The 20,817-nt window shown below is 65.3% G+C and carries 19 protein-coding genes; 5 read left to right on the top strand and 14 right to left on the bottom strand.

What is annotated here, in order from left to right; genetic code table 11:
• The first annotated feature begins 29 nt into the window (after positions 1–29).
• The gene (gene mutY, locus AC522E_RS14360) at positions 30–1,160 is read left to right on the top strand and encodes an A/G-specific adenine glycosylase (protein ID WP_500746938.1); all 1,131 of its coding nucleotides are present in this window, start codon (positions 30–32) and stop codon (positions 1,158–1,160) included.
• Here mutY and AC522E_RS14355 read toward each other — a convergent pair.
• Positions 1,148–2,053, bottom strand: coding sequence for a LysR family transcriptional regulator (locus tag AC522E_RS14355; RefSeq protein ID WP_500746937.1), 906 nt, complete (start codon positions 2,051–2,053; stop codon positions 1,148–1,150). The two genes, mutY and AC522E_RS14355, sit on opposite strands and share 13 nt — an antisense overlap.
• A 283-nt stretch (positions 2,054–2,336) precedes the next feature.
• On the opposite strand from AC522E_RS14355, the gene AC522E_RS14350 reads away from it, so the two are divergent.
• On the top strand, positions 2,337–3,818 hold the full coding sequence (locus AC522E_RS14350) for a trypsin-like peptidase domain-containing protein (protein ID WP_500746936.1): 1,482 nt from the start codon (positions 2,337–2,339) through the stop codon (positions 3,816–3,818).
• 52 nt (positions 3,819–3,870) lie between these two features.
• On the opposite strand, the gene AC522E_RS14345 is transcribed toward AC522E_RS14350, so the two are convergent.
• From AC522E_RS14345 to AC522E_RS14330, 4 genes are all read right to left on the bottom strand, one after another.
• The gene (locus tag AC522E_RS14345) at positions 3,871–4,623 is read right to left on the bottom strand and encodes a metallophosphoesterase family protein (protein ID WP_500746935.1); all 753 of its coding nucleotides are present in this window, start codon (positions 4,621–4,623) and stop codon (positions 3,871–3,873) included.
• Between the two features lie 153 nt (positions 4,624–4,776).
• On the bottom strand, positions 4,777–5,970 hold the full coding sequence (locus tag AC522E_RS14340; protein WP_500746934.1) for a site-specific DNA-methyltransferase: 1,194 nt from the start codon (positions 5,968–5,970) through the stop codon (positions 4,777–4,779).
• A gap of 159 nt (positions 5,971–6,129) precedes the next feature.
• Positions 6,130–6,771, bottom strand: a complete 642-nt coding sequence (gene rnhB / locus AC522E_RS14335; protein ID WP_500746933.1) for a ribonuclease HII — start codon at positions 6,769–6,771, stop codon at positions 6,130–6,132.
• Between the two features lie 226 nt (positions 6,772–6,997).
• A complete protein-coding gene (locus AC522E_RS14330; protein WP_500746932.1) occupies positions 6,998–8,179 on the bottom strand; it encodes a PA0069 family radical SAM protein in 1,182 nt (393 codons plus the stop codon).
• Between the two features lie 127 nt (positions 8,180–8,306).
• On the opposite strand from AC522E_RS14330, the gene AC522E_RS14325 reads away from it, so the two are divergent.
• Positions 8,307–8,810 (top strand): glycosyltransferase family 2 protein, encoded by a 504-nt coding sequence (locus AC522E_RS14325; protein ID WP_500746931.1) that lies wholly within the window; start codon positions 8,307–8,309, stop codon positions 8,808–8,810.
• 7 nt (positions 8,811–8,817) lie between these two features.
• Here AC522E_RS14325 and moaB read toward each other — a convergent pair whose 3' ends face one another.
• The 6 genes from moaB to AC522E_RS14295 form a co-directional block, all read right to left on the bottom strand.
• A complete protein-coding gene (gene moaB, locus AC522E_RS14320) occupies positions 8,818–9,372 on the bottom strand; it encodes a molybdenum cofactor biosynthesis protein B (protein WP_500746930.1) in 555 nt (184 codons plus the stop codon).
• A gap of 234 nt (positions 9,373–9,606) precedes the next feature.
• Positions 9,607–10,467 (bottom strand): KPN_02809 family neutral zinc metallopeptidase, encoded by an 861-nt coding sequence (gene ypfJ, locus AC522E_RS14315; RefSeq protein WP_500746929.1) that lies wholly within the window; start codon positions 10,465–10,467, stop codon positions 9,607–9,609.
• Between the two features lie 88 nt (positions 10,468–10,555).
• On the bottom strand, positions 10,556–11,395 hold the full coding sequence (locus AC522E_RS14310) for a uracil-DNA glycosylase (protein WP_500746928.1): 840 nt from the start codon (positions 11,393–11,395) through the stop codon (positions 10,556–10,558).
• Positions 11,396–11,463: 68 nt separating this feature from the next.
• Complete coding sequence (locus AC522E_RS14305; RefSeq protein ID WP_500746927.1) at positions 11,464–12,012, bottom strand: methylated-DNA--[protein]-cysteine S-methyltransferase; 549 nt, start codon at positions 12,010–12,012, stop codon at positions 11,464–11,466.
• A 118-nt stretch (positions 12,013–12,130) separates the two neighbouring features.
• Positions 12,131–13,192, bottom strand: a complete 1,062-nt coding sequence (locus AC522E_RS14300) for a helix-turn-helix domain-containing protein (RefSeq protein ID WP_500746926.1) — start codon at positions 13,190–13,192, stop codon at positions 12,131–12,133.
• A 13-nt stretch (positions 13,193–13,205) separates the two neighbouring features.
• Positions 13,206–13,628: a type II toxin-antitoxin system HigB family toxin gene (locus AC522E_RS14295; protein WP_500746925.1), complete on the bottom strand. Its 423-nt coding sequence runs from the start codon at positions 13,626–13,628 to the stop codon at positions 13,206–13,208.
• 109 nt (positions 13,629–13,737) lie between these two features.
• On the opposite strand from AC522E_RS14295, the gene AC522E_RS14290 reads away from it, so the two are divergent.
• Both AC522E_RS14290 and AC522E_RS14285 read left to right on the top strand, forming a co-directional pair.
• Positions 13,738–15,402 (top strand): electron transfer flavoprotein-ubiquinone oxidoreductase, encoded by a 1,665-nt coding sequence (locus AC522E_RS14290; RefSeq protein WP_500746924.1) that lies wholly within the window; start codon positions 13,738–13,740, stop codon positions 15,400–15,402.
• Positions 15,403–15,643: 241 nt separating this feature from the next.
• Entirely contained in the window at positions 15,644–17,422 is a 1,779-nt protein-coding gene (locus tag AC522E_RS14285) for a tetratricopeptide repeat protein (protein ID WP_500746923.1), read from the top strand.
• Between the two features lie 95 nt (positions 17,423–17,517).
• Here the strand turns inward: AC522E_RS14285 and AC522E_RS14280 are convergent, their stop codons facing one another.
• The 3 genes from AC522E_RS14280 to AC522E_RS14270 all read right to left on the bottom strand — a co-directional run bounded on the left by AC522E_RS14280 (position 17,518) and on the right by AC522E_RS14270 (position 20,803).
• Entirely contained in the window at positions 17,518–18,390 is an 873-nt protein-coding gene (locus AC522E_RS14280) for a 4-(cytidine 5'-diphospho)-2-C-methyl-D-erythritol kinase (protein WP_500746922.1), read from the bottom strand.
• Between the two features lie 180 nt (positions 18,391–18,570).
• The gene (locus AC522E_RS14275; protein ID WP_500746921.1) at positions 18,571–19,377 is read right to left on the bottom strand and encodes a MetQ/NlpA family ABC transporter substrate-binding protein; all 807 of its coding nucleotides are present in this window, start codon (positions 19,375–19,377) and stop codon (positions 18,571–18,573) included.
• 406 nt (positions 19,378–19,783) lie between these two features.
• Complete coding sequence (locus tag AC522E_RS14270; RefSeq protein ID WP_500746920.1) at positions 19,784–20,803, bottom strand: polyprenyl synthetase family protein; 1,020 nt, start codon at positions 20,801–20,803, stop codon at positions 19,784–19,786.
• Between the last annotated feature and the right edge of the window lie 14 nt (positions 20,804–20,817).

Below are 20,817 nucleotides of genomic sequence, written 5' to 3'. Positions count from 1 at the left end.
TATTCCGTCAGGACCATTATTCCACGATCATGTTAACGCCCGCCTCGCGCGTCACCAAGCCCGATCCCACCGACCTGCTTGCCTGGTACGACCGTCACCGGCGGGACCTGCCATGGCGCGCCAGGCCCGGCGAGGCCGCAGACCCGTACCGGGTCTGGCTGTCCGAGATCATGCTGCAGCAGACGACGGTGGCGGCGGTCAAACCCTTCTACCAGCGATTCCTCGACCGATTCCCGACGGTCGCCGCGCTTGCGGAAGCTCCCGTGGATACGGTGATGCAGGCCTGGGCGGGTCTCGGCTACTATTCCCGCGCCCGCAATCTCCATGCCTGCGCCAAGGCCGTGATGGAGAAGCATGAGGGACGGTTTCCCGAGACCGAGGTCGAACTCCTGAAGCTCAAGGGTGTCGGCGCCTATACGGCGGCGGCGGTGGCCGCCATCGCCTTCGGCCAGCCGGCCGCCGCCGTCGACGGCAACGTGGAGCGGGTCATCTCCCGTCTGTTCACGGTCGAGGAGCCGCTGCCACGGGCAAAGCCACTGATCCGGGCGCTGACGCAGGATCTCGTCCCTGAGGAGCGCCCCGGCGATTTCGCGCAGGCGCTCATGGATCTCGGGGCCACGATCTGCACTCCGAAGCGTCCCGCCTGCGCCCTCTGCCCGTGGATGACACCCTGCCGGGCGCGGGCCGAGGGGCTGCAGGAAGCCTTTCCGAGGAAGGTGAAGAAGGAGAGCGGGCAGCTCAGGCGCGGCGCAGCCTTCGTAGTCCTGCGTGCCGACGACAGCATTCTTTTGAGGACCCGGCCGCCGCAGGGCCTTCTTGGCGGCATGGCGGAGGCACCCACGAGCGCCTGGGTCCCTGATTACGAATCCTCCCGCGCCGTGCTCGACGCGCCCCTCGACGCGCGCTGGCAGCGCCTCCCCGGCGTGGTGCGCCACGTCTTCACGCATTTCCCCCTCGAACTGACCGTGCTCTTCGCGAAGGTGCCCAAGGGCACGCCGTCCCCGGACGACATGCGCTGGACGCCGCGCCGGGACCTGCACGCGGAAGCCCTGCCGGGGGTGATGAAGAAGGTGTTCGCCCATGCGCTGGGCGACGCGCTGGGCGACGCCGCTGCTCCGAAGAAGCCGCAGCCGAAAGGAAAACGGGCTCAATCCGCCTGACGGATGCCGGCCAGGGCCCTCCGTTCACGCTTGAAAAGGTCCACGAGAGCCGTCGAGACCTGGGCGACGCTCGCCCTGTCGCGGCCGCGCCGGTGGGTCACGAGGAAGATATCCTCGATCATCTCGTCTGGCGGCTCCATGACCCGCACGAGACCGGGATCCGCGTCGCCCATCCAGCAGGGCAGGACGGCCGCCCCGAGGCCCGCCTTCGCGGCCTGATACCGGATCGGCACGTCGCCGATCCGAGCCGCGATCGGGCGCCCGTCGGCATAGCGCGCGATCAGGGCTGCCTGCGTCGACAGGTGCGGATCCTCGGGCGGCACGATCACCGCAGAGACATCCTCCGAACTGGCATAGACCGCGAAGGCGATCCGCCCGACCTTGCGCACCATCAGGTCGTCCCCCGTCGGCAGGGTGCGCATGCGCAGGGCGATATCCGCTTCCCCGGCGGCGAGGTCGGCCTTCCGTCGCATGGGGAGATAGGCGATCTCCACCGGCGCGGTCGCCCGCGCCAGGCTCGCGGCGTGGTGGGACAGGAACAGGGTCACCGACATGGTTGCCGTCAGCCGCACCGGCGCGGACGGGTCGGGGCGAAAGGCAGCAGCGAGCGTAGGCACCGAGCCGGCGGCTTCCGCCATGGGCGACGCGGCTTCCAGCACCGCTCGTCCGGCCTCCGTCAGGATCAGGCTGTTGGGGCCGCGCTGGAAAAGATCGACGCCGAGGGTTTCCTCGAGCGTCCTGATCCGGCGCGCAATCGTCGGCTGGCTCTGGCCGAGAGCCCGTCCGGCGCTGTTCATCGATCCATGAGCCACCACGGCCAGAAAGATCTTGAGGTCATCCCAGGACGGCTCCGCCTGGGCGTTCCGGGATGTGTCGAGAGAAGAAGAATCCATGAAACGATACTAAAGGTCTTATACGGTTTTGGCATAGCAGGGTCGCATTCGGCTGAGGCTGCAGGAGCCTCCGACCATCGCGCGGCCCGGGTGTCCGACGCAGCCCGTCACAAGTCTTTGGGTAATCTTCAATTCCAGGGTACTCGGAGCGCTTCCGGTCCCGTGATCGATCGTGTCACGAGGGCTGAAGGCCGGCGCCCGGCCACCGCGACTTCAACTCGGCTATGGATTCCCTTGCGCGTCCTGTGTCATTTTCGACCTGACGTCATGGGTTGGGATGGGTATGAAGCGTTGGCTGGCCGTATGTGTGTTCCTGATGAGCATCATCGGGACCGTTTCCGCGCAGCAGCGTCCCCAGGGATTTGCGGAAGCTCAAGGGGCATTCGATCGCTTCAGCGTCGATGAGCGCATCAAGCTCCAGGTGCTCCTGACGGCGAACGGTTACTGGCCGGCGGTTCCGAACGTCAATTTCAGCAATCGGCTGTTCGACGCGATCCAACAATTCCAGAGGGAGAATGGCCGTTCCGCGAACGGCGCCGTCGATGACGATCAATTCAAGCACTTGCTGAACCTTGCGCTGCCTCTCCTGCAAACATGGAACTTCCGTTCGGTTTCTCATCCCACGCGCGGCCGCCCGATCTGGGTACCATTCGGCCTGGGGCTCTCCCCGGAGCGCAGTGCCGCCGGGACAATTTGGAAAGATTCCCTGCAGCGCGCATCGCTGAGCTACTCTTTCTTTCGCAACGCGGATCTGGCTGCGAACTACCGGAGGACGGCCTACGACGTCGTGGCGGAAGGCGGGCAGATTCACTTCCGGATCCTCAAGCCCGACTTCTTCGTGATTTCGTACTCCACGGCGAACGGACTGGACGGCTACATGCGCTATCACCGCGACGGTGATGGTATTCTCGGGTTCCTCTTGCTCTGGAGGAGCAGCGAGACCCAGCTTCACATGGAAAGGGTGGCCACACTCATTTCCGGATCGTTCTGGGCGGCGATGACGGGAGCGGCCTTCACCGAACCTCCGACGATGACCGCGCCGCGTGAATCCGTTGCCGTCGCGAGGCCGTCCGAACCGGTCGCTCCTCCGAACCCCGCGCCTGCCCCCGCCCAGCCGCCGAAAGAGCGGGCGGAAAGGCAGGGGCCGTCTTCCGGCACCGGATTCTTCGTTTCCCCCGAGGGCCATGTCCTGACCAACGCACACGTGGTGGACGCATGTGCTGCCATCGACGTGAGGGGAGAAAGCGGCGATGTCGCCTCAGGCAGAATCCTCGCCCAGGACAAGACCAACGATCTTGCGCTCCTGAAGGTTGATCTCAAGCCCTCGGCCATTGCGGCCTTCCGTATTGGAATTCGCCTGGGCGAGGGAATTGCAGCGTTCGGCTACCCGCTCAATACCCTGCTCTCCAGTTCGGGGAATTTCACGCTCGGCAATGTCACGGCCCTTGCAGGGCTGCGCGACGACAGCAGGTTCCTCCAGATATCTGCCCCGGTGCAGCCAGGAAATTCGGGCGGTCCGCTGTTCGACCAGAACGGCAATGTGGTAGGAATCGTCTCCGCGAAGCTGAACGCCTTGAATGTGATGCTTGCCACAAATGGCGACATTCCGCAGAACGTGAATTTTGCGATCAAGGGCACCCTTGCTGCAACCTTCCTCGAGAGCAATCGCATTGCAATCGAGCAGGGATCGATGACCCAGGCACTGCCGTCAGCGGATCTCGCGGAGCGGGCACGGCTGATGAGCGTCCTCATCCGGTGCGAGTGAGAGGCTGAGACCTCCCTCCGGAGCAGATCCGTTCCAGTGCCGATGGCGGCCCTCAGGCGGTCGAACGCCGCGTCGAGCCCGTTCTCAGGCCGATGGCCCAGTCGGGGCGGCCATTGGCGTCCGCGCGGGCCGCGGCCTTCTCGTGCTCGTAGGACACCGCGAGGAACTCCACATCGACCTGCCCGCCATCGCGCAGAGCGATCATCGCGTAGCGCGCATGCGGCGTGCCCGATTCGGATACGACGGGCGGGTCGTCCGAAACGTCGACGGCAGGGCAGCCGACGCTGCCGGGATTGATGACCACGACGCCGTTGGACAGGCGCACGAGATCGGGACGGTGGCTGTGGCCGCAGAGCACGATGCCAGCCGACGTGTCACCGAGATTTTCTTCGATGTCCCGCATGCGGCCACGGACCAGGCGGCCCGATTCGATGGCATCGATGAGGAAGGTATTGTCGTCCTGCGGCGTGCCGTGGCAGGCGAGCAATCCTGGCGTCACCCAAGCCGTTTCAGGCAGGTCCCGCAACCAGGCGATCTGGCGCGCCGCGAGATTTTCGTAGGCATAGACATCCGACGGTCCCATCGCCTCGACCGCGAGGCATGACACCTGACGCTCGTGATTGCCGCGAATGGTGATGGCATCGAGCCTCTCCAACCGCTCCATGGTCTCCCGTGGCCAGAGGGGCCCCGAGACGCAGTCGCCGAGATTGACGATGCGATCGGGTCCGCGTTTGTCGAGATCAGCGAGAACCGCTTCCAAGGCAAGGACATTGCCGTGAACGTCGGACAGGACTGCAATCTTCATGTCTCGGCCTCTTCAAACTGGAAATCCCCCGGCATGGGCCGAGGGATCCTATTCTTTCGAACGGATGGACGGGAAGCCCTGGCGCAACGTGCGGAAATGTCGGCCTGCGTTTTCCGCACCGAACGATGCGACCTCAGGGATCGACCTGATGCTCTAGGCCGCCAGTTCCGCCCGCACCTTCGCGCGAAAGTCGTCGATGGAGACGAGCTTGCCGTTGCGCTGCACGTTCCAGAAGGTCCAGCCGTTGCAGGCCGGAAGGCCCTGCACCAGTGCTCCGACCTTATGGATCGATCCGACGATGGCGCCGAGCGCCAGCGTACCGTCAGCGCGAACCGTCGCCTGGAAGCGGCGGCGCTCGTCGACGAGAACTTCGCCGGCCTTCACGTGGCCGCCTTCGATCAGGGACAGGAACGGAACCCGCACCTCGGCGCGCTTTTCCGGCGGTGCCGCGATGGCGACATCGGAAAGCGGCTCCACCGCATCGATTCGCGCCCGGGCCGCCTTGGCATAGACCGGGTCCCGCTCGAGGCCGATGAAATGGCGTCCGAGCTTCCTGGCCACCGCGCCGGTCGTGCCTGTGCCGAAGAACGGATCGAGCACCACGTCGCCGGGATTGGAGGACGAGAGCAGCACGCGGGCGAGCAGCGCTTCCGGCTTCTGGGTCGGATGCACTTTCCGACCGTCCTCGCCCTTCAGCCGTTCGTCGCCCGTGCAGAGCGGGATGAACCAGTCCGAGCGCATCTGCACGTCTTCGTTGCCGGCCTTCAGCGCATCGTAATGGAAGGTATAGTTCTTCGCCTCGGCGCTCTTCGAGGCCCAGATCATGGTCTCGTGCGCGTTGGTGAAGCGGCGCCCCTTGAAGTTCGGCATCGGATTGGCCTTGCGCCAGACGATGTCGTTGAGAAGCCAGAAGTTCAAGTCCTGCAGGGCGACGCCGACCCTGAAGATGTTGTGGTAGGAGCCGATGACCCACAACGTCCCGTTCTTCTTTAGGACGCGGCGCACGCCGGCAAGCCAGGCGCGGGTGAAGGCATCGTACTCGGAAAAGCTCGAGAACTTGTCCCAGTCGTCATCGACCGCGTCGACGAGGCTCTGGTCCGGGCGCGTGAGCGCTTGTTCGAGCTGGAGATTGTACGGGGGATCCGCGAAGACGACGTCCACGCTCTCTGGCGGAAGCTTCTCGAGATTGGCGATGCAATCGCCGAGAAGAATCTCATTGAGGGGAAGAGACGGCAGGACGGAGAGGGAGGCTTTGCGCCCCATCCGAGGCGCCGGCGCAGCCCGCCCGGTACGCGAGACACTGATCCGGGTGGCGGCGCCGGCGGCCCCGGTACGCGAGGTACCCATGGGTGATCACCGTTTACGCAACTGACAGTCCGGATCATGGGCCGTTAGGGTAAAGACGAAGTTTCCAAGCGCGAAAAAAGACGTCCTATTTTAGGTCGGCAAATTCTGCCTATCCATTGATATTATTGTCTTTTTCGGGTTAACGACGATTAACGTCGGTTACAGATCGAGTAACCCTTGGCGCAGAGGTGCGAAACTCAGGCGGTGGAAGGGGCAGGGACCCTCGCTCGCCAGCACGGAAAGATGCGCCCTCGTGCTGTAGCCGGCATTGGTCGCGAATCCATAAGCCGGGTAATGCGTGCCGAGCGCCATCATCAGCCGGTCGCGCACCACTTTGGCGACGATGGAGGCGGCGGCGATGGAGGCGATCTGCGAATCACCCTGGACGATGGTTTCGACGGCGCAGGGCAGCTTCGGCGGATCGTTGCCGTCGACGAGCGCCATGTCGGGCGTGCAGGGGAGGGCCGCGAGCGCCCGGCACATGGCGAGCAGCGAGGCCTGGCGGATATTGATGAGATCTATCTCGGCATGGGAGACCGACGCGATGCCCACCTGAGCCTTCGCCAGGATTTCCGGGAACAGGGCTTCTCGCTTCTGCGCCGTGAGCACCTTCGAATCGGCGAGGCCCTCAGGCACGTCCTTCAGATCGAGGACCACGGCCGCCGCGACCACGGGTCCGGCCAGCGGACCACGCCCGACCTCGTCGAGGCCCGCGACACAGCGGAAGCCCGCGCGACGCAAAGCGCGCTCGCGCTTGAGGCCGATATCCTGTTTCTGGGGCAAGCGAATCGCTTCCGTCATGGGCGCTATCAAAGCGGCAAACGCCGTTTGTCTCCAGATGCGAAAAGCACGCACCGGTCTTCCGCGTGGCTCGGTATCACTCCGGGATGGTCCGAAGGACCACGCCCGGAACCCATAACCGCCGAACGTTATGAGGAAGGCGGCGGCAATCGTCGCTTTCCATTCTTCAACGCTGGTAGCTATGGGTTCCGCGCTCGACTGCGGCGCCCCGGGATGACAGGGGACGCTAAAACAGCGACAGCTGCCCGGTCTCTTTCGCCGGCGGCGAAAACAGGTCCGTGCGCAGCTTCCACGAGCGCCGGTTGAGTCCCAGCCTCTCGGCGGCGGTTTCGAAGCGGCGGCCGACCATCCACGCGTAGGGGCCGATTCCCGTCTGCCGCTGGCCCCATTGCGCATCGTAATCCTTGCCGCCCCGTGCTTCCTGGAGCAGCGAGAAGACGTGGTTGAGCTTGTCCGGGTAGTGTTCCAAGAGCCAATCGCGCATCAGGTCCTTGAGATCATGGGGGAGGCGGAGGAGGACATAGCCCGCCTCCTGCGCGCCCGCGTTCCTGGCCGCCTTGAGAATATCCTCGATCTCGTGGTCGTTGATCGCCGGAATGATCGGTGCGACCAGAACCGTCACGGGAATGCCGGCCTCGGCGAGCTTGCGGACCGTCTCCAGTCGCTTGGCCGGTGAGGCGGCTCGAGGCTCCATGCGGCGGGCGAGCTTCGGATCGAGGGTGGTGATGGAAATCGCCACCTTGGCGAGCTGCCGGTCGGCCATGCTGCCCAGGATGTCGATATCGCGGGTGACGAGGGCGGACTTGGTGACGATCCCGACCGGGTGATTCGCCCGGTTCAGCACCTCCAGGATGCCACGGGTGATGCGGAACCGCCGCTCCACGGGCTGGTAGGGATCCGTGTTGGAGCCGAGCGCGATCACCTTGGGCTCGTAGGAGGGAGCGCGCAGTTCCTTTTCGAGAAGATCGGGCGCGTTCGGCTTGGCGAAGATCTTGGTCTCGAAATCGAGACCCGAGGACAGGCCCTGATAGGCATGGGTCGGCCGGGCGAAGCAATAGGAACAACCGTGCTCGCATCCGCGATAGGGATTGATCGAACGGTCGTAGCCGATATCGGGCGAATCGTTGCGGGTGATGATGGTCCGCGGCTTCTCGACGATCACCTCGGTGGGAAGCGAGGGCAGCTCCTCCTCCAGATCCCAGCCGTCATCGAAGCTTTCGCGCTTGGCAGGCTCATATCGACCTGTCGGATTGGCGGCCGCCCCCCGGCCGCGGCGCCGCTCCGCCTCGACCCGGTAGGCCGGGTCGTCCATCCGACGTCGCGCCGCTTCCGCAGCCTCGATGGGCGAACGCGTGACAGGCCTGGACAGGACGGGGTCGCGGGGTGCTTCCCTGAAACGGATGGTCATGGCGGCCTCGAGCGAATCCGGCAATGAGAATGTCGCTCAAATAGAGAACAAAAAAGGAACAAAATCAAGTCGTCTTCGGAGACGTCTTCGTGGCGACGGCGCTGTTGGAAAACGTTATGCTGTCCCGATGATCACTGTCCTCATCCGCTCGACGCATGGGCCCGAGGCCCTCGCCGTCACCCTGAGCGCCCTGGTTCCCGCCGTCGCCGCAGGCCTCGTGGCCGATGCCGTCATCGTGGCCAGAACCCACGACGAAGCCATCGACCGGGTGGCGGACGCGTCCGGCGCCACGCTCGTCGTGACCGGAAGCGATCCGTGGAGGGAAGGGGCGCGGAAGGCCAGACACGAATGGCTCATGTGCCTCGACGATGGAGACGTGCCGCAGGAGGGTTGGATCCGGGTGCTTGAGCGGTTCGTCGGCCTTGGCGCTTCCCAGCAGGGCCTCGGACGCCTGCGCCGCCGCCGCGGGGGGGCGATTCGCGGCGCGCGCGATGGCCTGCGCGCTCTGTTGCATCCGCGAGAGGTCAGGGCGGGCGATCTCGTCCGTCGCCGGGTTCTGCTGGAGGGCGGGCGCATTGGCGCGCCGATCAACCTCCCGGCAACCGTCGCGCGCGATCCGGTCTTCGGGTGAGGGCGCTTCAGGGCTGGAGCTTGGCCCGCTTCAGGTGCTCATCGAGGCGCGGCATGATTTCGACGAAATTGCACGGCCGGTAGCGATAGTCGAGCTGGGTGGCGAGGATCCCGTCCCACGCATCCTTGCAGGCGCCGGGCGAGCCAGGCAGCACGAACACGAAGGTGGTGCCGGCCAGGCCCGCCGTTGCTCGCGACTGGATCGTCGAGGTGCCGATCTTGTCGAAGGAGATGCGGTGGAAGGTGGCCGAGAAGCCGTCCATCCGCTTGTCGAACAGCGGCTCGATCGCCTCGGGCGTCACGTCCCGGCCCGTGAACCCGGTCCCGCCGGTGGTAATGATCACGTCGATGGCGGGATCGGCGATCCAGCCCTTCACTTTGTCTCGAATGGCGCCGATGTCGTCCGCCACGACGGCACGTTCGCCGAGTCGATGACCGGAGCGCTCCAGCCGGTCGACGAGGGTGTCGCCCGACCTGTCATCGGCAAGCGAGCGCGTGTCGGACACGGTAAGGACTGCAATGGTGAGGGGCACGAAGGGGAGCGTATCGTCGATGCCGGGCATGAAATCTTCTCGCGTTGAGTCTGATTTAATGCTCTTGCGGCACGTGATCCAGCGAAAGCGCACTCCTCATCGATCCGGAACGAGTTATGCGAGAGCCCGGCACCCATGTGCGCCGCCGTTGCCAGGGAGAGTGCCGAAAGCAGCGATCGTTCTGCATTCAGCAACGCTCTCATTCATGGGTTCCGGGGCCGGGTCCCCGAGCCGGTCCGGGACGACAGTGAAGCCCTTGCACATCTACAGCCGGCTCGCCCGGAACGTGTCGCAGGCCTGGATCTGGCCGGATTTCAGGCCGGTCGTCAGCCACCGCACGCGCTGCTCCGAGGAGCCGTGAGTGAAGGAATCCGGGACCACCTGGCCCTGGCTCTGCCGCTGCAGGCGGTCGTCGCCGATGGCTTCGGCCGCGGCAATGGCCTCCTCGATGTCGCCCTGCTCGAGGGACTGCCACTTCTCGTTGGAGTGCTTTGCCCAGACGCCGGCGAGGCAGTCCGCCATCAGTTCAACGCGCACGGACAACTGATTGCGCTCGGTCGCTCCAACCTCCTGTTGACGGGCCTGGACGCGCGGCAGGATGTCGAGCTGGTTCTCCACGTGGTGGCCGACCTCGTGGGCGATCACATAGGCATAGGCGAAGTCACCGCCGGCACGGAAGCGGCGCTGCATCTCCTGGAAGAAGGACAGGTCGAGATAGACGGTCTGATCAAGCGGGCAATAGAATGGCCCCATGGCGGATTGCGCTGCGCCGCAGCCCGAACGCGTCGCGCCCGAGAACAGCACGAGTTTCGGCACCTTGTATTGCCGGTTCGCCTGCTGCGGCAGCACCGCCGTCCACACGTCCTCGGTATTGCCGAGAATGGCGGCGGCGAAGCGGCCCATTTCGTCCTGGGGCGTGCCCGTCTTGCCCTGCTGCTGCTCGTAGCCACTGCCCTGGTTCGCGATCATCTCCGCGCCGCCGATGAGCAGGCGCGGGTCGATGCCGAGCGCCCAGCCGATCAGGCCGAGCACGACGATGGTGCCAATACCGAGGCCACCCGCGCCGCCAGGAATGCCGCGCCGGTCTTCCACATTCGATGAGGTTCGAAAATCATCCCAGCGCATGGTCCACCTTCCAGAGGCGCGCATCGCCCCGTTCGAGCGTTAAAGCTGGAGTGTAGGGACAGGTTCCGCAAGAGCGGAACAAGGAGCCCTATTCCTTTCCGTCGAGCGCCCGGCGCAGGGCCTGGAAATCCCGCCAGCCAAGCCGCTTCTGCAGGGGCTGGCGCAGGAGATAGGCCGGATGCAGAGTCGGGAGCGTCTTGATCTCGCGTCCGTCTTCGGTCCGGTACGTGAACCAGCGCCCGCGCGTGCGTAGGATCCCGTCCTTGATGTCGAGCAGGTTCTGCGCCGCGGGACCGCCCAGGCAGAGCAGGAAATCGGGGTTCGCGAGCTCGATCTGTCGGGCGATGAACGGCTTGCAGATCGCCACTTCCTGCGGCGTCGGCGTGCGGTTGCCGGGTGGCCGCCAGGGTACGATGTTCGCAACATAGACCTGGGTACGGTTCAGGCCGATCGCCGCGAGCATCCGGTCGAGGAGTTGGCCGGAGCGGCCCATGAACGGCTTTCCGATCCGATCCTCGTCAGCGCCGGGTGCTTCTCCCACCAGCATGACCCGTCCTTCGGGGTTGCCGTCGGCGAAGGCGAGGTTCTTGGCGCTGAACTTGAGCGCGCAGCCCTCGAACGTGGCAAGCAAACCCTCCAGTTCCCCGAGCGTCGTCGCATGGCGGGCCAGTTCGCGGGCCAGATGTGCCGCGTCCTCGGGCGTTCCGGCGGCTGCCTGCGGCAGGGGGCGGGCTGGGGTAGCGGGAACCGGGTTCTGCCGCGGCTGCGCGGCCCGCGGCTCCGCTGCCGGGCGTTGTTCGGGCAGCGCCGTCGGGGAGGCCTCCGCGAAGCGGTTGTGCGGGGTTTCGTCTAGGGCAAGATCCACCCCCGCCTCGACATGAAAGTCGAGGAGCGCCTGAAGGGCGTCGCGGTCGGGGGACATATCCATGGAGCCTATGTAAGCATCCTCCATGGCGCGGACAACACAAACCGCCCCAAGGGGCGTGGGGCCGGACCTCAGGCCATGAGATCGAACAGCGTCGGGCCGTCGTCACGCCTCGCACCCTCGATCTCGAGGAGCCTACGCTTGGTGGCGCTGCCACCGGTCGCAGAAAAACCGCCGAGCTTGCCGCCGGCTGCGACGACCCGATGGCACGGCACGATGATTGCGAACGGATTGCGCCCCAGGGCCTGGCCGATGGTCCGGGCATCGTCGATTCCGAGCCGGGCGGCAATCTCCCCGTAGGTCAGTGTCCGACCGGGCGGAATGCTCCGTGCGACCTCGTAAACCCGCCTGTGCATGTCGGGCACGCCGTCCATGTCGAGAACGGCGGCAGAGAGGTCGCGGGCTTCGCCTTTCAGGAGGGCGACGATGTCCAGGATGAGGTCGCGGATCGCAGGCGGGGGCGGGGTCTCGACGGCGCCGGGAAAGCGGCGGGCGATGCGATTGCGGGTTGCGCCGCCATGGGCTTCCGGAAGCTGGAAGCCGACAATACCACGGCCGTTCCAGGCCAGTCCGCAGGTGCCGATCGATGTCTCGAAAAGCGTGAAGGCCTGGTCTGTCATGATCGCCGCTCCTGTCGGGCTGCTCCGGGGCGACCCCGCCGGGGACATGGGCGGCCACATCCGCCTGTGCAGCCCATCATGGACGCGTTCGCGTCGCGATCAACCCGTTTCCTGCTCGTCAGTTTTCGATGACCAAGGGTTCGTCCGCCGCGAGATAGGCGGCCGAGGTCGTAATCAGCCCGTCGTCGGCCATGCGGGCAAGGACCCAGTCGCGCCGCACCTTGGCCCGGCCGCGATTCTCGGCCATGTCGAGACGATAATCGTTCGGCGCTTTCGGCAGCGCCGCCAAGTAGGCGGCCTCCGCGAGAGTCAGATCCGCCACGGGCTTGCCGAAATAGGCGCTCGCCGCAGCAGCGATGCCGTAGGCGCTTCCGCCGAAATAGATCTGGTTCAGGTAGATCTCGAGGATCCGGTCCTTCGACAGATTGGCCTCGATCCGCCGGGCGAGGATGACTTCCTTGACCTTGCGCTCGAGGGAACGGGGCTTGCCCGGCAGGAGCACGTTCTTCGCGACCTGCTGACTGATCGTGCTGCCGCCCGCGGGATCGACGCCGAGCGTGGCGAGATTGTGGAGTGCCGCCCGCAGGATGGCACGGGTGCTGACCCCGCCATGGTCGTAAAAATCCTGATCCTCCGCCGCGAGGAAGGCCTTCACCACATGGGGCGGAATCTGAGAGAGCGGAATGAAGATTCGCCGCTCCACAACGCGTCCAGCAAAATCGGTCCTCATCACATTGGGCGGCTGATAGGTGGCGAGCGATGCCACATCCGGCAGATCCTGCCCATAATGCGAGAGGAGCATGGCTGTGCCGGCGATCGCAGATCCGATCAGGAGGGCGGTTGCCGCCGCGCCGCCGACGAGGATCCGGCGCAGCCGAGCGGTTGCAAGCTCGTAGGGCGTCGCCAGAAGATGCGCGGGGATGGCAAAGGCCTGGGACAGTTTCTCGATCATGTCCGCCGACAAGTATCGCTTACGACTCAGAATCTCGGAGGCGCGGGAGCGTGAGCCGAGTGCGGCAGCCACGTGCTTCTGACCCTTGCCCTGAGCGCGGAGCGTGAGCTGGAGGATATTGATCGGGTCGGCGACTCTGTTGCCGCCCTGCCTTGCCTCATAGGCGGCCACAAGAGCAGCCAGGACCTCGAGCCGGTCTTCCTCGGGGGATCCCGGTTCGGCGTTCATGAGCGTTTCGATTTCACGCAGGGCTTGCTCGTAATCCGCTGGAGAGCGGATAGGTTGCACACTGACAGCCATCGCTGATTGCTCCATGGGGCGTGAAGGGATGTACGGCTTGAATCTGCGCGATCTCACGGGTGAAGTTGATCCGGACGAGAACCTCGCATCCCTCTTCCGAAAGGGTGAGCCTGATACTGTCCTTCTCCTGGCGGGCAATCGCCGGCCACTGCCGCAGCATTTCACTGACGTTGCGCCACTGGGCAGCCGACAGAAGAGCGTTGAGAGCTTCCAGTGGGGCCTTCGCCTCAGGGTGGGAGGTCCAATAGGCTTCGAGTCTCGAAGTGCCGATCACAAGCATGGAGAATTCATACATGTTCCCAATTTTGGGAGCAAGTGGAGATTTAAGCATAACTTCATGCTGAAACAGAACTTTCAGCATCATGGCAATGAAGCTAGGAATGCGTCTGGCTTTAGGTCGTATTTGAGAAAGTCGCCCGGATGGTTCATGTATGAACCATCCGGGTCCGAAGCGCGTATCAGGAGAATGCAAAATGGCCGATCTGCCTGCCCGTGAATCGATGGAGTTCGACGTCGTCATCGTCGGCGCCGGTCCTGCGGGCCTGGCAACGGCCATCCGCCTCAAGCAGGACGCCACCGCGCGCGGGAGCGATGTTTCCGTGGTCGTGGTCGAGAAAGGCTCCGAGGTCGGCGCCCATATCCTCTCCGGCGCCGTGATCGATCCCATCGGCCTCGATGCCCTGTTGCCCGAGTGGCGCTCCGATCCGGATCGTCCCCTCAAGACCGAGGTGACCGCCGACGAGTTCCTGTATCTGGGCCATGCGGGCGGCGTGCGGCTGCCCAACGTGTTCATGCCCAAGCTGATGAACAATCACGGCAATTTCGTCGGCTCGCTCGGCAATGTCGCCCGCTATCTCGGCCGTAAGGCGGAGGAGCTCGGCGTCGAGATCTATCCGGGGTTCCCGGCGGCGGAGGTCCTGATCGAGGACGGCAAGGTCGTCGGGGTCGCCACCGGCGATATGGGTGTCGGACGCAACGGCGAGCCGAACGCCAATTTCACCCGCGGCATGGAGCTGCGCGCCAGATACACGATCTTCGGCGAGGGCGCCCGCGGCTCGCTGACCAAGCAGATGGTCGATCGTTACAGCCTCAACATGGGTCGCGACCACCAGAAATACGGCATCGGCATCAAGGAGCTCTGGCAGGTCAGGCCGGAGAAGTTCCAGCCGGGCCTGGTGCGCCATTCCATGGGCTGGCCGCTGCCGAACAACGCCGGCGGCGGCTCCTGGCTGTACCATTTCGACGACAATCTGGTCTCGGTCGGCTTCGTGGTTCATCTCAACTATAAGAACCCGACCCTGTCGCCCTTCGACGAGTTCCAGCGCTTCAAGACGCATCCGATGGTGCGCGACGTGTTCGAGGGCGGAAAGCGCATCGGCTATGGCGCGCGCGCCATCATGGAGGGCGGCTGGCAATCGGTGCCGCGCCTGACCTTCCCGGGCGGCTGCCTGGTGGGCGATTCCGCCGGCTTCGTCAACGTGCCGCGCATCAAGGGGAGCCATAACGCCATCCTGTCCGGCATGCTCTGCGCCGACCATGTCTTCGACGCCCTGCAGGCGGGCCGCGCTCACGATGAGGTGGCTTCGTATGAGGAAAGCTGGCGCGCCTCGCCCATCGGTTCCGATCTCAAGCGCGTTCGCAACGTCAAGCCGCTCTGGTCGCGCTATGGCACGGCCGTGGGCGTGGCGCTCGGCGGCCTCGACATGTGGATGGCGCAGCTGTTCGGCGCCTCGCTCTTCGGCACCTTGAAGCACGGCAAGCCCGACCACGAGAGCCTCCTGCCGGTCTCCCAGGTGAAGCCGATCAAGTATGACCGCCCGGACGGGGTCCTGACCTTCGACCGGCTGTCCTCCGTGTTTCTGTCGAACACCAACCACGAGGAGGACCAGCCGGTCCATCTCAAGGTCAAGGACATGGGCCTGCAGAAGGCGTCCGAGCACGACGTCTATGGCGGCCCCTCGCAGCGTTACTGCCCGGCGGGTGTCTACGAGTGGGTCGAGGGCGAGGGCGGTGTGCGCTACCAGATCAACGCCCAGAACTGCGTCCACTGCAAGACGTGCGACATCAAGGACCCCAACCAGAACATCAACTGGGTCACCCCCGAGGGCGGCGGCGGGCCGAACTACGTGAATATGTAAACTCCCGTTGTTCCCGGACCTTCCTGTTCCCAGGTCTTCCCCCCATCATTCCGGAGTGCCGGCAGGCAAGTCCGCAATGACAGAAGCGTGTCCGTCGCAACGGATCTTTCTTCACGAGACCTCGACCAGCGGCAATGTTCCCCTTGCCGCCGGATGAGGGAGACGCCATTCTCCGGCCTGATTTGGCGCACATCTCTCCGGGAACCTTCCCCCGGATGCGCGATGATTGGAGCAGCACTGAGTGCCAACCTTTAACATGTCCATGGCCCGCAGGGGCCTGCCCGCGCTTGTGTTCGCAGCCGCCAGCCTTCTGGCGGCCCCCGTTCTCGCGGCCAGTACGGATCCGAATGAGACCTTGCAGCCGGCGCAGAGCCTGGAGGGGAACTACCTCGCCGCCTATGTGGCCGGCACGGCTCATGACACGGCGGCGGCGACGACCTTCTTCCGGGAGGCGATCCAGGAGGATCCGCGCAATCAGGAGCTCATGGAGCGCGCCTTCGTCGCCTTCCTGGCCAACGGTTCCATGCCGGAGGCCTACCGCGCGGCGGAACGCCTCTCCACCCGTGACGGCTCCAACAACCTCGCGCGGTTCGCCCTGGCGGTTCAGTCGCTCAAGGCCAAGAAATACGGCGACGCGCGCGCCAAGCTGGCGGTCAAGGGCCGCCCGGCCGATCTGACCGCGACGCTCCTGACGGCCTGGGCCTTTGCGGGCGCCAAGGATGGCAAGCAGGCGCTGGCGACGGTGGACAAGCTCAAGAGCGAGCGCGCCTTCAACCAGTTCCGCGAGTACCATGCCGCCCTGATCGCTGACGTGACCGGCAATGCGGCCGAGGCCGAAAAACGCTTCAAGGCCGCCTATGAGGGCGAACGCAACACTCTTCAGGTCGTCGATGCCTACGCCCGTTTCCTGGCCAAGCGTGGCCGACGCGACGAGGCGCTGTCGATCTACAAGACCTTCGACGAGACAGTGCCCCGCCATCCGGCCGTGCGCGCGGCGATGGCCGCGCTGAAGGACGGCAAGCCCCTCGGGCCCACCGTGACGACCGCCCAGGAAGGGGCCGCCGAGTTGCTGTATGGCCTCGGCGTCGTCGGCAACAGCCAGGGCGACGAGCTGACCGCCATCATCTATCTGCGCCTTGGCCTCGATCTCGACCCGAGCCATGCCCTCGCCCTTGTCACGCTCGGCGACGTCTATGAGCGTCTGAAGCAGTACGATCAGGCGAACGCCGTCTTCAGCCGCGTGCCGAAGGATGCACCCGTCCGTACCAGCGCCGACATCGCCATCGGCCAGAACTATGAGCTTCTCGGCCGCAGCGCCGAGGCGGAGAGCCATCTCAAGGCCCTGATGGAAAAGCACCCCGACGAGGTCGAGGTGGTCATGGCGCTCGGCAACGTGCAGCGTTCGCGCAAGCAGTTCGCGGAAGCCGCCGAGAGCTACGACAAGGCCATCAAGCTCGTCGGCACCCCGACGCGCGGGCACTGGATCCTGTTCTTCTACCGCGGCACGTCCTATGAGCGCGCCAAGCAGTGGGACAAGGCTGAGGCCGATCTCAAGAAGGCCCTGGAGCTGGTTCCCGACACCCTGCCGCAGGGTAAGGCGCAGGTCCTCAACTACCTCGCCTATTCCTGGGTCGACCGGAACGAGAATATCGACGAGGCCTTCAAGATGCTGACCCGGGCGGTCGAACTCGCCCCTCGGGACGGCATGGTCATCGATTCCCTCGGCTGGGCCTATTACCGCATGGGACGCTATGACGACGCGGTGCGCGAACTCGAGAAGGCCGTGGAACTGAAGGCCGGCGATCCGGTGATCAACGATCACCTCGGCGATGCCTATTGGAAGACCGGGCGCAAGCTCGAGGCCAAGTTCCAGTGGAACCATGCGAAGGATTCCAATCCGGAGCACGACGACCTCATCAACATCCTCAAGAAGATCGACAACGGCATGGACGAGGCCAAGGTCGATGGGGAAGCGGCGCCCGCACCGAAGCCGGAGGCGGCTTCGGAGAGCGGCGGCTAGGTCTCACGGCGATCTTCCTCATGGCCGGGCATGTCCCGGCCATTTTTTTGCGTGTCCCGGAATGATGGTGCCGCTCTGGTATGATGGCGAAGCGGTTACCGCAAACGTGTCGCCCGGATCCACCATTGCGGCCGCTGCCGCCGAATGGATTGTGCCGCTTCCTCTGCCGCGCGGGGGGCGTCATAAAGACCGAAGACCGTCGCGCCGGAGCCGGACATGCGCGCGAGGCGGCAGCCCGGATTCTCCGAAAGCAACCCGAGCGCTTCCGCGATCAGGGGCTGGAGCGCACGGGCCGGCGGCTCCAGATCGTTGCGGGCCGCTTTCAGGGCCGCGAAGGGCGCCTCTCCCGAGACCGCCGCAGGATCCGGATGCGGCTCGCCCGCGAAAGGCTGCCCAGGCTCCAACCGCAACCCCTTGAAGACCTGGGGGGTCTCGACGGGAACGCCCGGGTTGACCAGGATGGCGAAGAGACTCGGCAGCCGGAGAGCCGGGCCGAGCGTTTCCCCGGCTCCCCGCATCATGCGCGCCCGCGGTTCCAGACAGACGGGCACGTCCGCGCCCGTGAGGCGGGCCGCGTCCCGCAGGGCCGGATGGGACAGGGGCAGGCCATTCAGCCGGGCAAGGAGCCGCAGGGCCGCCGCCGCATCGGAGGACCCGCCGCCGATCCCGGCGGCTACGGGCAGTCTCTTTGTCAGGTGGAACACGCCGAGGCGAAGTCCCTCGACCCGTTCCGCAAGGAGGCGGGACGCCTTCAGCACGAGATTGTCGGAACCGCTTCCGGCAAGACCCGCCGTCGGTCCGCTCACCCGGAGACCAAGCGTCCCGCCGGGCGCGAGCCGAAGGTCGTCCCCGGTGCCGGCGAAGGCGACAAGGCTTTCCAGCTCGTGATAGCCATCCGCCCGCCGTCCAAGGACGTGAAGTGTCAGATTGATCTTGGCGGGGGCGCGGGTCGCGAGAGGCCGTGGCATGGGGGGTTCATGCCCGAGAGCGCGGCGCTTGGGAAGAGATGTGACGCGATTCCGGGACGGCCCTTCGGGTCGGGCTCCGCCGACTCGCCCGGGAAGGACAGGGTAAGAGGGGCGTACGGCAAACGGCCGGGGCAAGCCCGGCCATTCCTGGGATGTTCTCCTGCGATGCCCTGCTCGCGGTTACCACGCCGGAATGATGGCGCCCTTGAAGCGGGTGTCGAGGAAGGTTGCCACCTCCGGCGACTGGTAGGACGCGACGAAGGTCTTGATCTCCGCGCGGTTCTCCTCGCCCAGGCGGGCGGCGACGAAATTCGCGTAGGGATTGCCCTCCCGCTTCTCCACGGCGATCGTATCCTTGCGGATGTCGAGGCCGGCATTGATCGCATGGTCGGTGTTGATCACGGCTGCGTCGAGATCGGGCAGGGCGCGGGGGAGCTGCGCCGCGTCGAGTTCGGAGACGACGATGCCCTTCGGGTTCTCGGCGATGTTGAGCAGGGTCGGCGACAATCCCGTGCCAGCCTTCAGCTTGATCAGGCCCTCGGCGGCGAGAAGGTTGAGGGCGCGACCGCCGTTGCTGGGATCGTTGGGAATGCCGATCCTGGCACCTTTGGGCAGATCCGCCACCGCCTTCAGCTTCTTGGAATAGAGCCCGATCGGCTGCACGAAGGTGAAACCCACGGGGACGATCTTGTAGCCACGCGCCGCGATCTGCGCATCGAGGTAGGGCTTGTGCTGGAAGGCATTGGCATCGAGGTCGCCGCGGGCGAGGGCCTCGTTGACCAGGGCATAATCCGAGAATGGCACGAGCTGCACGTTCAGCCCCTTGGTTGCCGCGACCTTCTTGACGACCTGTGCAACCTCTTCCTCGGCGCCGGACATGACGCCGACCTTGATGGTCTGGTCGGCGGCAGCCGGCAGCGCGGCGGCCAGAACGGCGCTGATCGCGACAGTGGCGGACAGCAGGGTGCGACGGGTGAAATCGAACATGGTGGGACCTTTCAGGCAAAGTTCGTCCGGGCTTCGGATGAAGCCGGCGTGTGGTTCGGACAGTGAAGGGGGATCAGGCCGGGAGGCGACAGCCGCCGCGAAGCCGCACGGGGCGACAGCCCGTACAAGACATCGGCATTCGTGAGGCAAGAAGGCGCGTCATGGCACATCGATCCTGTGAACCACGAGGCGAAGGACGCTTCGTGGCGCTTTAGCCTTTGGTGACGCGGGGCAAGCTGCTCGTCTCAAATCGCCGCTGCTGGCGATGGCCCGAAGCCGTCGGTCAGCAGCACGAACATGCCGGGGACAAGTCGATATGTCAATCAAAATGTTCTTTTAAAAGAACGAGGCAGAAGAGAGCAAAATTCTCCGGCGGGGTCGCCTGAAAGACGAGGCCGCCGGGCGCTCAATGCGCCCGGGCGATGCAGAAATCGACCGTCTCGAGCAGGGCCTGCTTCATGGGCCCGTTCGGGAAGAGGGCGAGGGCGTCCCGGGCCATGGCGCCGTAATGGCGGGCACGCTCGATGGTATCCTCGAGCGCCCGGTGACGGCGCATGATGGCGATGGCCTGTTCGAGATCCGAATCCTCGGTCTCGCCACGCTCCAGGGCACGCCGCCAGAAGGCGCGCTCCTCGTCCGAACCGCGCCGGAAGGAGAGCACCACCGGCAGGGTGATCTTCCCCTCCCGGAAATCGTCGCCGACATTCTTGCCGAGCGTCGCGGCCTTGCCGCCGTAATCGAGAACATCGTCCACGAGCTGGAAGGCGATGCCGAGATTCATGCCGTAGGAACGGCATGCGGCCTGCTCCGCCTTCGAGCGGCTGGCGATCACCGGCCCGACCTCGCAGGCGGCCGCGAAGAGCTCCGCGGTCTTGCCGCGGATCACGGCGAGATACTCGTCCTCCGTGGTCTCGGTGTTCTTGGCTGCGGCGAGCTGCATGACCTCGCCCTCGGCGATCACCGTCGCCGCGGCGGAGAGGATGTCGAGGGCGCGCAGCGAGCCGACCTCCACCATCATGCGGAAGGCCTGGCCGAGCAGGAAGTCGCCGACCAGAACGCTCGCCTCGTTGCCCCACTTGATGCGCGCCGCGATCTTGCCGCGGCGCATGTCGCTCTCGTCGACCACGTCGTCGTGGAGCAGGGTCGCGGTGTGCATGAACTCGACGCTCGCCGCGAGCTTCACATGGCCGTCGCCCTCGTATCCGACGAGACCTGCGGTCGCGAGGGTGAGCATGGGGCGCAGGCGCTTGCCGCCGGAGGAGATGAGGTGCGTCGCCACCTCCGGGATCATGGTGACCTCAGAGCCGGTGCGCGACAGGATCATCGCATTGACGCGCTCCATGTCCGAGGACACAAGAGAGACGAGCTTCTCGATGCTCGCATTCCTCTCGGGATGCTTGTCTTCGAAGGGTACGACGACGCCCACGTTTCAGAACCCGG

Source organism: Microvirga sp. BF8 (assembly GCF_059888585.1).
The sequence above is the reverse complement of the archived record's forward strand: the minus strand, read 5'-3'. Positions and strand labels throughout refer to the sequence as shown.

What these genes read in the sequence shown, in the direction of transcription:
- mutY (WP_500746938.1), top strand. Translation starts at nt 30, where the DNA reads ATGTTAACGCCCGCCTCGCGCGTCACCAAGCCCGATCCCACCGACCTG.
- AC522E_RS14355 (WP_500746937.1), bottom strand. Translation starts at nt 2,053, where the DNA reads ATGGATTCTTCTTCTCTCGACACATCCCGGAACGCCCAGGCGGAGCCG.
- AC522E_RS14350 (WP_500746936.1), top strand. Translation starts at nt 2,337, where the DNA reads ATGAAGCGTTGGCTGGCCGTATGTGTGTTCCTGATGAGCATCATCGGG.
- AC522E_RS14345 (WP_500746935.1), bottom strand. Translation starts at nt 4,623, where the DNA reads ATGAAGATTGCAGTCCTGTCCGACGTTCACGGCAATGTCCTTGCCTTG.
- AC522E_RS14340 (WP_500746934.1), bottom strand. Translation starts at nt 5,970, where the DNA reads ATGGGTACCTCGCGTACCGGGGCCGCCGGCGCCGCCACCCGGATCAGT.
- rnhB (WP_500746933.1), bottom strand. Translation starts at nt 6,771, where the DNA reads ATGACGGAAGCGATTCGCTTGCCCCAGAAACAGGATATCGGCCTCAAG.
- AC522E_RS14330 (WP_500746932.1), bottom strand. Translation starts at nt 8,179, where the DNA reads ATGACCATCCGTTTCAGGGAAGCACCCCGCGACCCCGTCCTGTCCAGG.
- AC522E_RS14325 (WP_500746931.1), top strand. Translation starts at nt 8,307, where the DNA reads ATGATCACTGTCCTCATCCGCTCGACGCATGGGCCCGAGGCCCTCGCC.
- moaB (WP_500746930.1), bottom strand. Translation starts at nt 9,372, where the DNA reads ATGCCCGGCATCGACGATACGCTCCCCTTCGTGCCCCTCACCATTGCA.
- ypfJ (WP_500746929.1), bottom strand. Translation starts at nt 10,467, where the DNA reads ATGCGCTGGGATGATTTTCGAACCTCATCGAATGTGGAAGACCGGCGC.
- AC522E_RS14310 (WP_500746928.1), bottom strand. Translation starts at nt 11,395, where the DNA reads ATGGATATGTCCCCCGACCGCGACGCCCTTCAGGCGCTCCTCGACTTT.
- AC522E_RS14305 (WP_500746927.1), bottom strand. Translation starts at nt 12,012, where the DNA reads ATGACAGACCAGGCCTTCACGCTTTTCGAGACATCGATCGGCACCTGC.
- AC522E_RS14300 (WP_500746926.1), bottom strand. Translation starts at nt 13,192, where the DNA reads ATGAACGCCGAACCGGGATCCCCCGAGGAAGACCGGCTCGAGGTCCTG.
- AC522E_RS14295 (WP_500746925.1), bottom strand. Translation starts at nt 13,628, where the DNA reads ATGATGCTGAAAGTTCTGTTTCAGCATGAAGTTATGCTTAAATCTCCA.
- AC522E_RS14290 (WP_500746924.1), top strand. Translation starts at nt 13,738, where the DNA reads ATGGCCGATCTGCCTGCCCGTGAATCGATGGAGTTCGACGTCGTCATC.
- AC522E_RS14280 (WP_500746922.1), bottom strand. Translation starts at nt 18,390, where the DNA reads ATGCCACGGCCTCTCGCGACCCGCGCCCCCGCCAAGATCAATCTGACA.
- AC522E_RS14275 (WP_500746921.1), bottom strand. Translation starts at nt 19,377, where the DNA reads ATGTTCGATTTCACCCGTCGCACCCTGCTGTCCGCCACTGTCGCGATC.